12 protein-coding genes are annotated in these 17,769 nt (G+C 69.0%); 2 read left to right on the forward strand and 10 right to left on the reverse strand.

The window, feature by feature from the left end; translation table 11 throughout:
* Positions 1-71 precede the first annotated feature (71 nt).
* The 7 genes from FXO18_RS12425 to FXO18_RS12455 form a co-directional block, all read right to left on the reverse strand.
* Positions 72-3,728, reverse strand: a complete 3,657-nt coding sequence (locus tag FXO18_RS12425; RefSeq protein ID WP_235900646.1) for a translation initiation factor IF-2 N-terminal domain-containing protein — start codon at positions 3,726-3,728, stop codon at positions 72-74.
* A gap of 496 nt (positions 3,729-4,224) precedes the next feature.
* Positions 4,225-4,638 carry a nucleoside-diphosphate kinase gene (gene ndk, locus FXO18_RS12430; RefSeq protein ID WP_149361452.1) on the reverse strand — a complete coding sequence of 138 codons (414 nt, stop codon included), beginning with the start codon at positions 4,636-4,638 and terminating at the stop codon, positions 4,225-4,227.
* 34 nt (positions 4,639-4,672) lie between these two features.
* Positions 4,673-5,047, reverse strand: coding sequence for a DUF4233 domain-containing protein (locus tag FXO18_RS12435; protein WP_149361732.1), 375 nt, complete (start codon positions 5,045-5,047; stop codon positions 4,673-4,675).
* A gap of 65 nt (positions 5,048-5,112) precedes the next feature.
* Entirely contained in the window at positions 5,113-6,606 is a 1,494-nt protein-coding gene (gene folC / locus FXO18_RS12440; RefSeq protein ID WP_149361453.1) for a bifunctional tetrahydrofolate synthase/dihydrofolate synthase, read from the reverse strand.
* Between the two features lie 123 nt (positions 6,607-6,729).
* A complete protein-coding gene (locus FXO18_RS12445) occupies positions 6,730-9,354 on the reverse strand; it encodes a valine--tRNA ligase (protein ID WP_407936479.1) in 2,625 nt (874 codons plus the stop codon).
* A 296-nt stretch (positions 9,355-9,650) separates the two neighbouring features.
* Positions 9,651-10,982 (reverse strand): pyridoxal-phosphate dependent enzyme, encoded by a 1,332-nt coding sequence (locus tag FXO18_RS12450; protein ID WP_149361454.1) that lies wholly within the window; start codon positions 10,980-10,982, stop codon positions 9,651-9,653.
* Positions 10,979-12,460, reverse strand: coding sequence for an alanine racemase (locus FXO18_RS12455; protein WP_223114736.1), 1,482 nt, complete (start codon positions 12,458-12,460; stop codon positions 10,979-10,981). The genes FXO18_RS12450 and FXO18_RS12455 overlap by 4 nt, the downstream gene beginning before the upstream one ends.
* Before the next feature lie 271 nt (positions 12,461-12,731).
* On the opposite strand from FXO18_RS12455, the gene FXO18_RS12460 reads away from it, so the two are divergent.
* Positions 12,732-13,709 (forward strand): pirin family protein, encoded by a 978-nt coding sequence (locus tag FXO18_RS12460; RefSeq protein ID WP_149361456.1) that lies wholly within the window; start codon positions 12,732-12,734, stop codon positions 13,707-13,709.
* Between the two features lie 3 nt (positions 13,710-13,712).
* Here FXO18_RS12460 and FXO18_RS12465 read toward each other — a convergent pair whose 3' ends face one another.
* Complete coding sequence (locus FXO18_RS12465) at positions 13,713-15,767, reverse strand: S9 family peptidase (protein ID WP_149361457.1); 2,055 nt, start codon at positions 15,765-15,767, stop codon at positions 13,713-13,715.
* A gap of 93 nt (positions 15,768-15,860) precedes the next feature.
* Here FXO18_RS12465 and FXO18_RS12470 point away from each other — a divergent pair, with 93 nt between their 5' ends.
* Positions 15,861-16,682, forward strand: a complete 822-nt coding sequence (locus tag FXO18_RS12470) for a GNAT family N-acetyltransferase (RefSeq protein WP_149361458.1) — start codon at positions 15,861-15,863, stop codon at positions 16,680-16,682.
* A 23-nt stretch (positions 16,683-16,705) separates the two neighbouring features.
* Here FXO18_RS12470 and mobA read toward each other — a convergent pair whose 3' ends face one another.
* Together mobA and aroQ are read right to left on the reverse strand one after the other, a co-directional pair.
* Entirely contained in the window at positions 16,706-17,290 is a 585-nt protein-coding gene (gene mobA, locus FXO18_RS12475; RefSeq protein WP_149361459.1) for a molybdenum cofactor guanylyltransferase, read from the reverse strand.
* Between the two features lie 9 nt (positions 17,291-17,299).
* Positions 17,300-17,767 carry a type II 3-dehydroquinate dehydratase gene (gene aroQ, locus FXO18_RS12480; protein ID WP_407936480.1) on the reverse strand — a complete coding sequence of 156 codons (468 nt, stop codon included), beginning with the start codon at positions 17,765-17,767 and terminating at the stop codon, positions 17,300-17,302.
* Positions 17,768-17,769 lie beyond the last annotated feature (2 nt).

Here is a 17,769-nt window from a genome sequence, read left to right on the forward strand (position 1 = left end):
GCGTTTGACGGTTTCCGGTGCTTTGGCCGCGACGAGACCCCCGAGCTAGGCGCCCGGCGGCTTCGCAGGGCCTAGTCCGTGCTCCCAGCGGAGTCAGACCCAGCGTCATCTCCGGCATCGGCCGGAGCCGAGTCCGACCCAGCCGCGTCGGTCGCAGCGGAGTCCGCCGCGTCCACCGGTGGTCCCGAGGGCCGTCCCGCAGCACGCCGCCGTCGCCGCTGAACGGGCCGGGCGACCACCTCGGCCTCCTGCGCCGGCACGATCGTCACGGCCGGAGCATGTTCGGCACTCGCAGGCTCCGCCACGGTTGCTGCCTCCGCGGATGCTGCCGCTGGCGCCGAGGATGCCTGCTCGGTGGCAACGGGCGCCGCAGGCTCCGGAGCCGAGGACGCTGCCCCGCCCGCGGGCCGCTGGACACGCCGTCGCCGCGGTGGACGCGCCGTTTCCGTGTCCGCTTCCCTGGTGACAACGCTCGAGGCACTAGCAGCCGCGCTGGAACCGGCATCCTCCACGGCCGCGGGTGCCGTGGCCGCTGCCTGCCCTGACGTACTGACCGACACCTGCGCTGCAGCTGTGGCTTCGTGTGCCGGCTGTGCAGCCTGCGCGTCCTGTGTCTCGCCGTCCTGCGTTTCCGCTACAGGCTTGGCGGCGCTGCTGGAACCGGTCGACCGGCTGCGCCGACGAGACCGGGATGGCCTGCTGCCCTGCTCCGGCGCCGCGGCCTCCGAGGAGTCCGCATCCTTCGATGACACGTCCGCAGCAGCGCTGGCGTCGGCGGCCTGCCCGCTCGAGGCACCGTGTGCCGCGGCAGCGGCCTCTTCCTCCTCCTGCGGCGTGGACATCGCGAGGATCATCGGATGCTTGGAGTGGTTCTCTGCTTGCGCCTTGAGGTCATCGGGCGATGACTGCGGCGCATGCTGGCTCGGGGCCTCGGGCGCCTCTACCTCGGGCTTGGCGGCGCGTGTTCGGCGCGACCTGCGGGAACTGGCGCCGCGGTCCGGCTCGGACTGCGCGTCGACGGGCTCGTCGTGCATGACGAGGCCGCGGCCGTGGCAGTGCTCGCAGGTGGTCGAGAAGGCCTCGACGAGGCCGGTGCCGATCCGCTTGCGCGTCATCTGTACCAGGCCGAGCGAGGTGACCTCGGAGACCTGGTGCCGGGTCCGGTCCCGCGCCAGTGCCTCGGTGAGGCGCCGGAGCACGAGATCGCGATTGGATTCGAGCACCATGTCGATGAAGTCGATAACGATCATTCCGCCGACGTCGCGCAGGCGTAGCTGGCGCACGATCTCCTCGGCCGACTCGAGGTTGTTCCTCGTGACGGTCTCCTCGAGGTTGCCCCCCGATCCGGTGAACTTGCCGGTGTTGACATCGATGACGGTCATCGCTTCGGTGCGATCGATGACGAGCGTGCCACCGGATGGCAGCCAGACCTTGCGGTCGAGGGCCTTGGAGATCTGCTCGTCGATACGGAACCGCTCGAACACATCGAGCTTCTCCTCGTGCTGGTGCACGCGGTCGAGGAGGTCCGGCGCTACCTTGCGCACGTAGCCCTCCACGGTCTCCCACACACGATCGCCCTGCACGACCAGCTTCGCGAAGTCCTCGTTGAACATGTCGCGCACGACCTTCACGAGGAGGTCGGGCTCCTCGTACAGCGCTCGGGGCGCCTTGCCCTTGTCGGCCTTCGCATCCTCGGCGATCGACGCCCACAGCTTCTGGAGCCGGTCGACGTCGCGCGCGAGCTCCTCGGCCGGCACTCCCTCGGACGCCGTGCGCACGATGACGCCCGCATCGTCGGGGATGATCTCGCGGAGGATCTCCTTGAGCCTGCGCCGCTCATTATCGGGGAGCTTGCGGCTGATGCCGGTGGACGAGCCCTCGGGCACGTAGACGAGGAAGCGGCCGGCGAGCGAGACCTGCGTCGTCAGTCGAGCACCCTTGTGACCGACCGGGTCCTTGGAGACCTGCACGAGCACCTGGTCGCCGGGCCGCAGCGCCTGCTCGATCTTCCGGGCGCCGCCATCGAGCCCGGCAGCATCCCAGTTGACCTCGCCGGCGTAGAGCACGCCGTTGCGGCCGCGGCCGATATCGACGAACGCGGCCTCCATGCTGGGCAGGACGTTCTGGACCCGTCCCAGGTAGATGTTGCCCACGATCGAGCCGGACGCGGCGCTGGTCACGAAATGCTCGACGAGCATCCCGTCCTCGAGGACGCCGATCTGGGTGGTCGTGCCGGGCTGGTTGCTGGCACGCTTCTCGCGCACCACCATCACGCGCTCCACTGATTCGCGGCGCGCGAGGAACTCGGCCTCGGTCAGGATCGGTGGGCGCCGACGGACTGCTTCCCGCCCGTCGCGGCGCCGCTGGCGCTTGGCCTCGAGACGGGTCGAGCCGCTGATCCCCTGCACCTCGTCCTTGCGGGACTTGCTGCGTGGCTCCCGCTCGTGGACGACTGTGTTGGGCGGGTCCTCCCCTGCGGTGGCATCGCTGGAATCGTCCCCGCTGCCTCGCCTCCGACGGCGGCGACGGCGGCGACGGCTGCTCGCGGAGCCGGATGCGTCATCGCTCTCGTTGTCGTCTCCAGCAGAATCCTCGGAGGAATCGCCCGAAGATGATTCGCCCTTGGCCGACTCATCCTTCGCCGACTCGCTCTTGCCGGTATCGCTCTTGCCGGTATCGCCGCCGCCCTGCGAGGCTTCGGCCTTCCCGGACTGCTTACTGCTCGTCGCGCCCGAGTCCTTGCGGCTGGTTCCGCTGTCCGGCTGCTGGTCAGAGTCGTCGCTATCGCTGTCCGACGAGCCCTCGTCGCCCGGCGATGCCTCGCCCTTGCCGCGGCCACGGCCACGGCGACCCCTGCGTCGGCGCCTGTTGCGCTTGCCGCTGTCATCATCGGTTTCCGATTCCGAGGTCTCCGCGTCGCCCCGGTCCGACTCGCTCGCCTTGTCCGACTCGGTGGCCTCGTCGGAGCCGCGGGCTTGATCGGAGCCGCGGCGCCGGGGCTCGTAGCTCCCTGGCGCCTCGGGTTCTCCTGAATCCTTGCCGCCGCTGGACTTGCGCTTGCCTGACTTGGGCGGCTCGGCCTTGCCGCCGCCCTCGGTCTGGGCATCGTCGGTCCGAGCATCCGTGGCCTGGGTGTCATCGGCCTTGGGCGATCCAGCCTGCTCCGGTGCCTGCTCCTCGCTCGCGCGCTTGGGCTTGCGGGTGCGTGTACGTGCCCGAGGCTCTTCCTCGCGGTCCACTTCTGGCGGCGAGAGGAACAAGGGCGGTCCGACATTGATCTCTGGCTCATCGCCCGAGCGCTTGCTGGATCCAGTGGGCTTGCGCTTGGCCGCTGGCTCCGAGAAGAGGGAAGGTGGCTCCGACCCGGCTGATTGCTCCTCAGGCCCTGTCGCGCCGGCTGATTGCTCGGCCTGGGCGGTCTTGGCATCAGGAGCCTCGGGCGGCGAACCTGCTGCACCTGCTGGGCCTGCCGTGCCTTGCGCATCATCCCAGAGCTGCTCGGCGAGAGCGCGCTCCACGGTGGAGTGCGCGCTGCGCATCTCGTGGCCTTGCTCCTTGAGGCTCGCGAGCAGTTGCTTGCTGGTCTGCCCTAGCAGCTTGGCGAGCGCGTGCACGCGCATCTTGGCGGGGAACACTGGGCGTGAGTCCTCACTGTCGGCGGACTGAGCTGCGGGTTCACCGCTGGTGTTCGGTTGGGTAGCGTCATCGGGCGCCACGTGATCAGCCACGTATACTCCTCGGGCCCCCGGGCGCGTCGGACGCGGCCACACAGGGGCATAAGCCTTCTCGCGCTCGTTCCGGCGCGAGTTCATTGTCAGGTCTGCCAGCGGTGCCTCGCCGGGAAGTTGTTCCAGCGGGTCATCGCTGCGGGCACCCTGGCTCGCCCGGCTGGATCCTCCCTTGGGCTCGGCGCCTGGCATGACTGTCATGCCGCGCCTGAACCGGTGGTGGGACCAGGCCGGGCTCCCCGTTGGAAGCCCTGCAGCAGCACCGTCTCATCCTCGCTGGAACGCGACAAAGTCCCCGTCCCGTCGCGGCGGATGTGATGCCACTGCCTCCTACTATCCCACACTCCTCGCGCCAGGCTCGCCACGATGGGAAAGACTCGGCAGCGCGGCTAGTGCCCATGCACTCAGCCGGTGCTGCCGAGCCTCGGTGTGGTGCGGCCCTCGCGGACCGCTGATGCGATGGCCGGGCCAGGCGGCCCGGGTCGCGGTGATCGGATCAGGCCAGGCCGGGGAACCAGAGCGCGATCTCGCGCGCGGAGGAATCCGTCGAGTCCGATCCGTGGACGATGTTCTCCTGGACCTCGAGGGCGAAGTCGCCACGGACGGAACCGGGGGCTGCCTTCTCCACGGGGTCGGTGCCACCGGCGATCTGGCGGAACGCCGCGACCGCGCGCGGGCCCTCCACCACGGCCGCGACGAGCGGCCCGGAGGTGATGAAGTCGATCAGGGACTGGTAGAAGGGCTTGCCCTGGTGCTCGGCATAGTGCTGGGCAGCAATCTCCTCGGTGACATGCTTCAGCTCCAGCGCAGCGAGGCTGAGGCCGCGCCGCTCGATGCGGGAGATGACTTCACCGACGAGGCCACGGGCCACGCCGTCGGGCTTGATCAGTACTAGGGTGCGCTCACTCACGCGCCTAGCCTATCTGCCTTGGCCCACGGACGCGTCACTGGCCCGGTGCATCGTTCTCCTCCGCGCGCTCGTCCGCCCGGGCGCGCTGCTGCGCGGGCAGCAGGCCCGCGGCCATCCGCTTGCGAATGTCGTTGCGCAGGTACAGGATGTACGCCCACACCGCGAGGAAGATGAGGCCGAGGACGCCGAGCGCGATGCTGAAGAAGAACGTCCCGACCATGAGTGCTTGCAGCGCGAAGTCGAAGCGCAGCGCCCATGGCCGGCGCTGCAGGCCGGATCCGAGGATCATCAGGACAGCGAGCCCGAGGATGTAGCCCCCCGAGAGCCAGGTGATGCCATCGCCGACGCGCCAGACGACGGGCAGGGCGAGCAGGACGACGATGGCCTGCAGGATGAGCGTGCCGGCCATGACGCCCCGCAGGCCCTTCCAGGGATCGGGGACTGCCCCGGGACCAGTGCTCGCGGTTGTCTCGGTCACAAGGGTTCCTTTCCGAACAGGCTGCGCGCGTTGCCGGCGGTGACGACGGATCCGGTGATGACGATGCCTGCCCCGGAGACATGCTCATCGCCGGTGGCGACCTCCTCCGCGCGTGCCACCGCGGTCTCGATGGCATCGGCGAGGCCTTGGGCGATGATGACGCGATCATCACCGAATCGTGGCATCGCGAGCTCGGCGAGCTCGTTGGCGGGCATCGCGCGGGGCGAGGAGTTGGTCGTGACAACGATCTCGTCGAGGACTGGCTCGAGGGCATCGAGGATCCCGGCGGCATCCTTGTCCGCCATCACGGCGACCACGCCGACCAGCCGGCGGAAATCGAACTCATCGGAGAGCGCCCGGGCGAGAGCCTGGGCACCGTGCGGGTTGTGCGCCGCGTCGAGGAACACGGTGGGCGCGGGCCGGACCCGCTCGAGCCGTCCGGGGCTGGCGACGGTGGCGAATGCCTCGCGCACCGAGTCGATGTCGAGCCGGCGATCCTTGCCCGCGCCGAAGAACGCTTCGACCGCGGCGAGCGCGAGGGAGGCATTGCGCGCCTGGTGCTCGCCGTGCAGCGGCAGGAAGATGTCGTCGTAGACGCCTCCGAGGCCTTGCAGGGTTACCTGCTGTCCACCTACTGCCACGCGCCGCTCGAGGACGAGGAACTCGCTGCCCGCGCGGGCCACCGCGGCATCCGCGTCGAGCGCCTGGCGGAGCAGGACGTCCATGGATTCGGGTTGCTGCTCGCCGATGACCGCGACCGTGTCGGTGGGGACGATCCTGTCGGGCGCGCGCTTGATGATGCCGGCCTTCTCGGAGGCGATGGCGGTGAGCGTCGAGCCGAGGTACTCGGTGTGGTCGAGGCCGATGGGGGTAATTACCGCGACATCGCCGGTGATCACGTTGGTGGCGTCCCAGGTGCCACCGAGCCCGACCTCGATGACACCGACGTCGATGGGCGCATCGGCGAAAACAGTGAACGCCATCGCGGTGAGCACCTCGAACTTGCTCATGCGCGGGCCGCCCGCAGCGACTGATTTCTCGTCGATCATCGCGATGTAGGGCTCGAGCTCGCGGTAGGTGTCGATGTAGGTCCGCGGGCTGATGGGCGCGTTGTCCACGCTGATCCGCTCGGTGACGAGCTGCAGGTGCGGGCTGGTCGTGCGGCCCGTGCGCTGCCCCATGCGAGTGAGCAGCGCATCGATCATCCGGGCGACGGAGGTCTTGCCGTTGGTGCCAGCGATGTGGATCGATGGGTACGCGGTGTGCGGCTCGCCCAGCACATCGAGCAGCAGGGAGATCCGCGTCAGGCTCGGCTCGATCTTCGTCTCGGGCCAGCGCTGGTCGAGCTCGGCCTCCACCTCCGCGAGCTCGGCGAGGTCCTCCGCGGTGGGCGGGATGTAGATCGGCGTGTCCGGGTCCGGCTTGTCATCGTCGTCCGGCACCCCGAGCGCCTTGAGGAGGTCGGGTCCGTCGAGGTCATCGATATTCATCGTGCTCCCAGATTGATTGGTGTGCCCAGCCGCATCGTGCCCAGCCGCATCGTGCCCAGCCGCATCGTGCCCAGCCTCATTGTGCGCGCATCCTCGTCGTGCAGCCTCATCGCGCGGCCAGCCTCACCGTGCAGCGAGCGCAGCAAGCCGCTCCCCGATGCGCTGCACCTCCTCCTCGGCGATGGCCTTGCGGGTGGTGATCTTCTCGACGACCTGCGCCGGCGCCTTGGCGAGGAATGCCTCGTTGCCGAGCTTGGCGGAGGTCTGCGCGAGCTCCTTCTCCGCGGCTGCGAGATCCTTGGCCAGGCGGCGCTTCTCTGCCTCGATGTCCACCGTTCCGGAGGTGTCGAGCTCCACCTGCAGCGTGGTCCGGCTGGTGCGCACCTCGATGGCCGCGGATGCGGTGAAGCCTTCCTCGGCCGCGGTGAGCCTCGACAGGGCCGCGATGTAGGGATGCAGCGACGTGAGGTCCGCCTGTTCGAGGCCGACGATGCGGGCGGGCACCTTCTGGCCCGGGCGCAGGCCCTGGTCGGAGCGGAACCGGCGGATCTCGGTGACGAGGTGCTGGACATCGTCGATGCGGCGGGCGGCCTGCTCGTCGCGGTCCGCGCCCAGCGTGCCGGGCCAGTCCGCGATGACGACGGATTCCTCGCCGGTGAGCTTGGTCCAGAGCGTCTCGGTGACGAACGGGATGACGGGATGCAGCAGGCGCAGCAGCGTGTCGAGGATGGTCCCGACGACGATGCGGGTGGCGGGCGCGGTGTCCTCGTCGGCGAACTGCACCTTGGCGAGCTCGAGGTACCAGTCGCAGAACTCGTCCCAGGCGAAGTGGTAGAGGGCCTCGCATGCCTTGCCGAACTCGTAGCGATCGAACGCGGCATCGACCTCGGCACGCACGTGCTCGAGGCGGTCGAGGATCCACCGGTCCGGGTCGGTGAGGGTGTCGCGGGCGGGAAGCTCGCCGGGCGCGGCGCCGTTCATCAGGGCCAGCTTGGTGGCGTTGAACAGCTTGGTGGCGAAGTTGCGGGCCGCTTGGGCATGGTCCTCGCCGACGGGCAGGTCCGCGCCGGGGTTGGCGCCGCGCGCGAGGGTGAAGCGCAGGGCATCCGCGCCGAACCGCTCCACCCAGTCGAGCGGGTCGATGCCGTTGCCGCGGGACTTCGACATCTTGCGGCCCTGCTCATCGCGCACGAGCCCGTGGAGGAACACATCGTGGAACGGGACCTTGCCCCCGGGCGCGTGCTCGTCCTCCTCGGCGACGAACCGGCCGAACATCATCATCCGGGCGACCCAGAAGAACAGGATGTCGTAGCCGGTGACGAGCACGCTGGTGGGATAGAACTTGGCGAGCTCGTCGGTCTGCTCGGGCCAGCCCATCGTGGAGAACGGCCACAGGCCGGAGGAGAACCAGGTGTCGAGCACATCGGGATCCTGCACATAGCCCTCAGGTGCAGTCTCCCCCGGCGCGGGGCACACGACGTCGCCGTCTGGCCCGTACCAGATGGGGATGCGGTGACCCCACCACAGCTGCCGGGAGATGCACCAGTCGTGCATATCGTCGACCCAGGAGAACCACCGGGGCTCCAAGGACTTGGGGTGGATGACGGTATCGCCATCGCGGACGGCGTCACCGGCCATGCGCGCGAGCTCGTCCACCTTGACCCACCACTGCTTGGACAACCGGGGCTCGATGACCTCGCCGCCGCGCTCGGAGTGGCCGACGCTGTGCACGTAGGGGCGCTTCTCGGCGACCACGCGGCCCTCGGCGGCGAGCCGCTCCCGGATGCGGGCGCGGGCCTCGAACCGGTCCATGCCATCGAACTCGGTGCCCGTGCCAGCGATGCGCGCGTGCTCGTCCATGATCGTGGGCATCGGCAAGTCGTGCCGCACGCCGAGCTCGAAGTCGTTGGGGTCGTGGGCGGGGGTGATCTTCACCGCGCCGGACCCGAAGGAGGGATCGACGTAGTCATCGGCCACGATGGGGATCTGGCGCTCGGTGATGGGGTGGTAGACGGTGGTGCCGATCAAGTGCTGGTAGCGCTCGTCGTCGGGGTGCACGGCGACGGCGGTATCACCGAGCATCGTCTCGACACGGGTGGTGGCGACGATGACGTGTGGCTCGTCGTCGTTGAGGGAGCCGTAGCGCAGCGACACCAGCTCTCCCTCGACCTCCTCGTGCTTGACCTCGATGTCGGAGATGGCGGTCTGCAGCACGGGCGACCAGTTGACCAGGCGCTCGGCGCGATAGATCAGCCCGGCGTCATAGAGCTTCTTGAAGATGGTGTGCACGGCGCGCGAGAGGCCCTCGTCGAGGGTGAAGCGCTCGCGGCCCCAGTCGACGCCGTCGCCGATGCGGCGCATCTGCTCCATGATGGTGCCGCCCGACTCGGCCTTCCACTGCCATACCCGCTCGACGAAGGCCTCTCGGCCCATCTCGTGGCGGCTGGTGCCGGCGGCATCGAGCTGCTTCTCGACGACCATCTGGGTGGCGATGCCGGCGTGGTCCATGCCGGGCAGCCAGAGCACCTCGAAGCCCTGCATGCGCTTGCGGCGGCACAGGATGTCCATCAGGGTGTGATCGAGCGCGTGGCCCATGTGCAGGCTGCCAGTGACGTTCGGCGGCGGCAGCACGATGGAGAAGCCTGGCTTGTCGCTGCGCGGATCGGCGGTGAAGTACCCGGCGTCGACCCAGCGCTGGTACAGCTCCGCCTCCACGGCCTGCGGCTCCCATGCCTTGGGCAGGTCCACGGCGGGCCGGGATCCGTCCGGGCTGGATCCTTGCGGGCTCGTGCCGCTGGGGGTGGCGGTGTCCTGGGGGTCTGGCGCTGCACTGGTCACCCCGCGATTCTAGGGAACAGGACTGCCCCGGGTCACATCAGTTGCACCACGGGCAGCCCGGACGCCGTTCTGCTGCAGCGTGTCGCGGGGAAATCGCGATCGGGTTCCTCGTCGCCAGGCACAGAGCCACTGCGGTCACCCCGGCCATGCTCGGCGGCATCGGCGCGCTCACCACCGCGAGCATCCTGCTCGCAACGGTGCGGTGATCACATCATCGCGAGCTCGGCACCCGCGGCACGAGCACTCGACAGCCCACCCTCGAGCACGAACGTCGCCTGGTGGCCGAGCCGCACCAGCATCGCCGCGAGCTTCACGGAGATCTCCCCATCCGCGCACACCAGCAGCACCTCGGTCTCGGGACCGAATGGCATGCCTGCCCGCAGGTTCTCCACGAACACATCGTCGGGGATGTTGATCGAGCCTGGCAGGTGGCTGAGGCCGAAGGCATAGCGGGCGCGCACGTCCACGATGAGCGGATGCTTCTCCGCACGATGCTCCTCGATCTGGTGGGGGCCCACGCGCGGCACCGCGTCCACGTCCTCGGCGCTCACCGCCGCTAGCCCTAGCGTGCTCGCCGGCTGGCCGAGGAGATCGGGCCTGCGTGAGCGCACGTAGCTCATGTATGGCTCGATGCGGTCGCACACCAGGAACACAGCGGTGCGCCGCTCCGTGGAGCCGGCCTCGCCGAGCTTCCGGTCCTCCTCCCGCAGGTACTCCAACGCTCCGTGGTAGGCGGCACCGCTTGTCGGTCCGCCGAGGATGCCACTGCGGCGGATGAGCTGGGCCGTTCCCTCGAGAGCCTCGCTCGAGCCGATCTCCGTGATCACGTCGAACTCGGCAGGGTCGTAGAGCCCGACCTCCTGCAGTTCATCGACCGTCCGGATGCCCGGGATGAAGTCTGGCTTGCGCACGACGAGACCCACTGCGCGGACGTCGGGACGCGATGCCCGCAGCGCACGGATAATGCCGGTCGAGGACCCTGCCGTGCCGACGGTGGCGATGAAATAGTCCGGCGCCGCGCCACCGAGATCCTCGATGATCTCCGGCCCGGTGTCCTGGGTGTGGATCCCGGAGTTGTCGTCGTTGTAGTACTGGTCGGTGTGGACCACGGAGTCGTCACCGGCCATCTCGCGGTAGATCACGCTGCGGGGATCATCGACGCACCCGCGGTCGAACGATTCCTGCTGCCCGGGCAGCTCATCGATCCGTGCCCCGATGAGCGCGAGCATGTCCTTGATCTCGGGGACCTTCATGCGATTGGTGACGCACCGGAACGGCACGCCGTTCATGCTCGCGATCACCGAGAGCGCCTTCGCGGTGTTTCCGCTCGACAATTCGACTATTGACTGGCCATTGGCCTTGATGTCCTCGATGCTGCTGCGGACTAGTCCCCACGCGGTGCGGTCCTTCACCGAGCCAAATGGATTCATCATCTCAAGCTTGGCGTAGAGGTCGATATGGGCGAGACCGTGAACGGCGGGGCTGATCCTGACCAATGGCGTGTTGCCGATGACGTCGAGGATGCTGTCGTACTTCATGAGTTTCCCTCCCCTGGCTCGCAGGCCTCGTGCACGGGCTCCGGCCAGTACCGGCCGTCCTCCCACCAGCGCATCGGCTCCATGCTGCCGCGTGGCGTGACCTGCGCCGCGATCACGTGATGGCTATCGAGGTCAGCGAGATAGCCGGCGGTGTTGACGAAAGCGAGGATGTCGCCCGCCCGCGGCATGGCCCGAAAACTGATCGCGCGACGGGTGATGAGGCCAGACTCGGAATCACGGTTCCCCACCAGGAATCCAGAGCCTGGTCCCGGCACATCCGCATCGGCACTGCCCGGGACCCGCACCAGCAGCGGATCCATCATGACACCGAACCGCTCGGTCCTGAGATCATCGGAGGACGCATCGACCTCGATCGTAGCACCACTGGACCCACCTCCCGAGACGCGCAGCACGCGTACGAGCGTCAGTCCGGCCTGGTCCACGAGCCACCGCCCGGGCTCGATCCACAGCTCGAGCATCGAGTCCCGCAGAATGCGGCCAAAAGATGCCCCGGACGATTCCTGCCGCTGCCCGAGCAGATCATCGAGGTACCTCGCCCCGACCGCGGTGCGCTGCGCTGGATAGAGGCTCGCAGCCCCGCGCAGCTTGCCCTTCTCGGCGCGAAGGCCGTAGTGGAAGGATTGCCAGGTGAACGGCGCGCGCCGACCGAGCGCGGAATCGATCAACGCAGTGGTGAATGCATCCCACTGGCCCGGGTCAGCCACATACGTCACGCCAAAGCCTCCGCCGATGGAAATGACATCGGGAGAGAAGCCCGCGGCCCGCGCCTCGCGCAGCACCCGGAGGCATCCATCGAGCGCCAGCGCCTTCTCGGGAATGCCCACCGTATCCAGGTGAAAGGACAATCCCCTCAGACTGAGATCGCGATGCCGGGAAAGCTCCGCCGCGATCGCCGGGAAATCCCTCTCCGCGAAACCGGATCGCGAAGGACGGATCTTGACCGGCGCGCCCGTATCGACGAACGACGAGAAGCGCAGCAGGACATCCAGGCGGCCGGCGAGCGCACCGGCCTCGCGCAGTTCCTCCAGCGAGCTGACCACCACCGTGCACCCGGCCCTCGCGGCGAGCCACAGCATCTCCGGCGTCTTCACGCCGCCCACCAGGATCGAGCGTCCAGGGACGCCCGCCGAGAGCGCATCGGTCATCGAGGCCAGCGAGCACGCGAGGACTCCGGCCCCCTCTGCCGAGACCTGCCGGATGACCGTCGTGGACGGGCATGCCTGCGCGCCGAACCGGATCGCGCCGGAAACACCATGTCGATCCAGGACCGCCCGCGCCGCAGCGATATTCCCGGCGACCTGCTCCGGCAGCAGGATCGTCAGCGGCGAGCCGAGCGCCGCCACCCATCGATGGACTTCCACCGGGCGGGCGAGCACTGCACGGGCGTGCGTGCCCACCAGCGGCTCGAGCGTCGGCACCGCACCGGCCCCAGCAGTCGTGGATACCTCGCCGTTCACTGTACGAACGACCGGTTCCTGAGCTGGCAAGGACATCTGACTCGCTTTCGTGCGTGAGCGCCGGGGCACTCTCAGCATAGGACGATCCGGGAAAGAGCCACGAACGCCATGTGGGCCGTCTACCAAATCGAAACTCGCCACCACGTGCGGCCACGCGGTCCATGCGCGCGGTCCACGCCCGCGACCCGAGTCCCGGAGAAGCCTGGGCGGTCGCGCGGTAGCCTGATCGAACAGCACTCGCACGGTTGACCACGCACCCGACGGAGACGCCATGAGCAACACCGAAGCCCACCCCGCGGAGCTCACCTGCACCGCCACGAGCAGCCACGGCGAGGTGGAGATCCTCGAGCCTCGCGACGTCCCCCTCGGTGGGCCCCGAGCGATGCTGGTGCGGCGCACTCTCCCCCAGCGGCAACGCTCGTTCATCGGCGCATGGTGCTTCGCCGACCACTACGGCCCCGAGGACGTCGCCGATAGTGGCGGCATGGATGTGGCCCCGCACCCCCATACCGGGCTGCAAACCGTGAGCTGGCTGTTCACTGGAGAGATCGAGCATCGCGACAGCGGCGGCGTGCACGGTCTCGTCCGGCCGGGCGAGATCAACCTGATGACTGGCGGCCACGGCATCTGCCACTCCGAGGTCTCCACGAGCAATACCACTGTGCTGCACGGCGTGCAGCTCTGGGTAGCGCTGCCCGAGCACGCGCGCGATGCCCCCCGCGAGTTCCAGCATCATGCCCCCGAGCTCGTCGAGCTCGACGGCGCCAGCCTCCGCGTGTTCCTTGGCAGCCTCGCCGGCAGTACTTCACCGGTCAGCACGCACACGCCGCTGCTGGGAGCCGAGCTCCTGCTCGAGCCCGGCGCCACCGTGGAGCTCGAGGTCGATCCGGCGTTCGAGCATGGCCTCCTCGTCGATACTGGCCGCGCCCGCACCGGCGGCACCAGCATCGAGCCCGGCGCGCTCGCCTACCTGCCGACGGGGCGCAGCACGATCATGCTGGACAACACGCACGATGGCCCCACCCGCATCATCCTGCTCGGCGGCACGCCCTTCGACGAGGAGATCATCATGTGGTGGAACTTCGTGGGCCGCACCCACGAGGAGATCACCCGCTTCCGCGACGACTGGGAAGCCCACTCCGATCGGTTCGGGGCCGTGGAGGGATACGTCGGCAAGACCGATCGCATCCCGGCTCCACCGCTGCCCAACGCCCAGCTCAAGCCTCGCCGCAACCCTCCGAGCCGATAGCCATCACTCCTCGTCATCCTCGGGGAGCTCGACGCCCAGCACGTCGGGCAGCTCGGCAGGCCCGGCCTCCATCCGGGAAGCGAGGAACGCCAGGATCGTCTCGTACCACACCTTGGTGTGCTGAGGCTTGAGGATCCAGTGGTTCTCATCGGGGAAGCACAAGAACTGGTGCTCGGACACGCCGTGATCATCAGTGGGCAGTCCGGACTCGGAGTTGAGCTCGTACCACAGTCGCAGCGCCTCGCCGATGGGCACGCGATAGTCCTTGTCACCGTGGATGACCAGCATGGGCGTGGTGATGTCAGCGACGTAGAGGTGCGGCGAGTTCTCCACCGCCATCTCGGGCGTCATCTCCCGCGCCCAGTACCATGCCGCATCCGTGGTAGGGCCGAACTGATCCAGCGCCCACAGGCCCGCATGGCTGATGATCGCCTTGAACCGGTTGGTATGCCCGGCGATCCAGTTGGCCATGTAGCCACCGAACGAGCCACCCATCGCGGCGGTGCGCGTCTCGTCGATCTCCGGCAGCTGCTCGGTCGCGTCGGTCAGCGCCATCAGGTCGGTGAAGGGCGCCTTGCCCCACTGGCCCCAGCCGCGCTGGATGAACTTGCGCCCGAAACCGGTGGACAGCGCCGGGTCCGGCAGGAGCACCGCGTATCCGCGCGCGACCATCAGCCACGGGTTCCACCGCCACTGCCAGGTATTCCACGAGCCCAGGGGGCCACCGTGGATCCACACCAGCAGCGGGGCCGGGGCATCGGCGCACGCAGTGGCGGGCAGCGCGAGCCATGCCCGGATCGGGGTGCCATCGTCCCCGCTCGTCAGGACCTCGATGACACGGCCGGGGACAGCAGGAACCGGCGCAGGCGCGGGCAGCCGCACGATCTCCCCGGACTCGAGATCGATGCGCACCGGTGCGGGCGGCACGGAGATCGCCGCGCGCAAGGCGTAGGCGTAGCGGCCGGTCGGATCGATGCAGGCGTCACTGTACGCGGCATCATCGGTGGTGAGGGCTCGCACGGCGGCCTTCGGGCTCGTCACGGACACGAGGAACAGCGGCGCGCGCCCGTACTGGTCGGCGGTGACAACGAGCCCACTGCCATCGGGCAGCCATGCGAGCGCGGTCGCCCAGCGGTCCCAGCCCACCGCGAGGCGCACCGACTTGCCGGTGGAAAGGTCGTGGACGTGGATCGTCACGTCGGGCGCGGTGTCGGGCTCCGCGTGCGCCTCGCGCACGTAGGCGATGCGCCTGCCGTCGGGCGAGATCGTGGGCATCCCGAAGTCGGCGTCATTCTCCCGCGCGATCACCGACTGCTCCCCGGAATCGAGGTCGATGTGCATCAGCTGCGCGCGCGTGACCCCGAGCGGACCAGCCTCGTTCCATACCGTGACCGCGTAGGAGCCCGATGGATCGACGTCGATCGGTGCCTCGCGCAATGCCGCGTCCTGCACGACACGGCGGCAGGAAGGGCCATCCCCCGCGACGGCGAGGCACGGTACCTCGGGGCCCAGGTCATGATCCCAGTACCGCACGGGGTAGCCGGTGTGCAGGATCGCCGAGACCTTGCCCGACCTGCGCGCGTCGCGGATCCGTTCATCACCGGCGTCATCGGTCGCCGACGGGAAGACGGGCATGGTCACGATCGTCGTGTCGCGCTCGCTCGGCACCACGATGCTGCTGATGCCCAGCGGAGCGCGCGCCACCTCGACAGCCTCGGCGCCATCGCGGGGCAGGCGCCAGGCGGTGGCGGGATCCTCGTCCGACTTGCCTCGCGCAGCGACGAAGAGCACATCGCCGTTGGGCGCGAACGCCGGCGAGCTCTCCCCGCGCGCGCCGTGGGTGAGTCGACGAGCGGGACGCTGCCCCTGCGGGTCGATCTCCCACAGCGCGGGAACATGCTTGGTCGACTCATCGTTGAGCTCGCTGGCAACGGTGACCAAGCGGGACCCGTCCGGGGAGAGCCGCAGCCCGGACAAGCGGGGCAGCCGCAGGAACGCATCAAGATCGTGGAACGGGGTCTCGCTGGGGGCGCTGGCGCCACTCTTCGCATCGGTCACAGTGAAGTTGTTACCACGTGCGCGCCCCACCGTGCCGCGTGATGCCGAGCACGACAGCTGCCCCGGGCCTTCCGAGCGCCGTAGAGTAAGCCGGTGAGCACTCCATTCTCCCCTGGGCGGAACGGCACTGCCCCGCCCGCCGCGGACAGGATCGCAGCGTTGTTCGCCTCGCTCTCCTCGCCCGCGCGGGTGACGCTCGTCCACCACGTCGCGAGCAGCCCCGACGGCATCCGCAGCAGCGAGCCACTCCCCGACGGCTGCACGAGCACTGACCTCGACGCCCTTCTCCAGTCCGGGATCCTCGCCGAGCACAACGGCAGCCTCGTCGTCCCTGGCAATGCCCGCGCGCACGGCTCCGTGCTCACCGACCTGCTGCTCGGCCTCGCCCCGATCGGCATCGGCAGCGCTGCCCCGCGCGCATCCAGCGAGCTCGCGATCCGCGCGGTGGCCACCGAGGACTGGCCGTCGATCATCGCGATCTACGAGGACGGCATCGCCACGGGCAACGCGACATTCGATACCCGTTCCGCCGGAGCCGAGGCTTTCGACGGCCGTTGGCTGCCCGAGCATCGCTGGGTCGCCGAGCGCGACGGCACCATCCTGGGCTGGGCCGCGCTGAGCCCCACCTCGGTGCGGCCGTTCTTCGCCGGGGTGCTCGAGGTGTCCATCTACATCAGCGGTGAAGCAGCCGGGCAGGGCGTGGGCGCGCTCCTGCTCGATCACCTGGTGCGCCATGCGGATGCTGCGGGACTGTGGACGCTGCAATCGTCGATCTTCCCGGAGAACATGGCCAGCCTCGTGCTGCACCGCAAGGCGGGCTTCCGCACCGTCGGCGTGCGGCAGGCGGTAGCGCGCCACCATGACCACTGGCGGGACACGGTGATCGTGGAGCGCCGCAGCGCCAGCGTCTGGTAGCCGCCAGAGCTGTTCATAGGGGGCTAGTCGCGCGGGGCTTCCTCGCTCCGGGCCGCGTGATACTCCTCGGGCGTGTTGAGGTTGCGCAACTGGGGCTCGAGTCCCGGGACGGGCACTTCCACGGTGCGGGCGCCGGCGAGGAACTGCCGTGGCGAGCGCTGGCCGTCAGCGAGCGCAGCTTCCATCATCGGCGCGAGCGTGGTCCGGTAGAGGGCCGCGAGAGGTTGCGCGGAGACGCCATCGTGGGCGGCGACGATGTCATGAGCCCCGGAGATGTGCCGGGCGAGATGATCGATGAGGGTGGTCGAGATGCCGGGCATGTCGACCGCGCAGGCGAAGACCCACTCGGCGGGATGCGCCGCCGCAAGTCCTGTCGCGAGCCCGCGCAAGGGGCCCTGGTGGGCGATGGGATCCTCGACGGTACGAGCGCCGGGCAGCGACAGTAGCTGGCCGGGCGCGGCGACAACGATGATCGGTGCGCAGCGTGGCCCTAGACGAGCGACGAGGTGCTCGGCCAGAGTTGCGCCTCCCCACGCGAGGGTTGCCTTGTCACGCCCCATCCGGCGGGATTGGCCACCGGCGAGGATGACCCCGGCGATCTCAGGCATGGAGCACGTTCATGGCCTCGGGAGCACTCGGGCCAGGTGATCGATGGCGGCGAGGTAGCCATGCGTGCCGAGGCCGGCGATCACTCCGGTCGCGATGCCCGAGATGTAGGAGTGGTGCCGGAATTCCTCGCGCGAGTGGATATTGCTGATGTGGACCTCGAGGACGGGTGCCTCGACGGTGACCACGGCGTCGCGCAGCGCGACGGAGGTGTGCGTGAGCCCGCCCGGGTTGAGGATCAGCCCGGCGCACGACTCGCGGATCTCGTGGATCCAGTCGATGAGGGTGCCCTCGTGGTTGCTCTGGCGGGCGTCGAGCGCGAAGCCGTGGTTGCGCGCGTGCTCGCGGCATAGCTCCTCGACATCAGCGAGGGTGGTGTGCCCGTAGATGTCGGGCTGCCGCTTGCCGAGCAGGTTGAGGTTGGGCCCATTGAGCACGACGATGGTGCCTCGGACCGGCTGTGGCGTGGTCACGGTGATGC

Origin of the sequence: Lolliginicoccus suaedae (assembly GCF_008312885.1) — a bacterium.
In the GTDB taxonomy this organism is placed as follows: Bacteria; Actinomycetota; Actinomycetes; order Mycobacteriales; family Mycobacteriaceae; genus Lolliginicoccus; species Lolliginicoccus suaedae.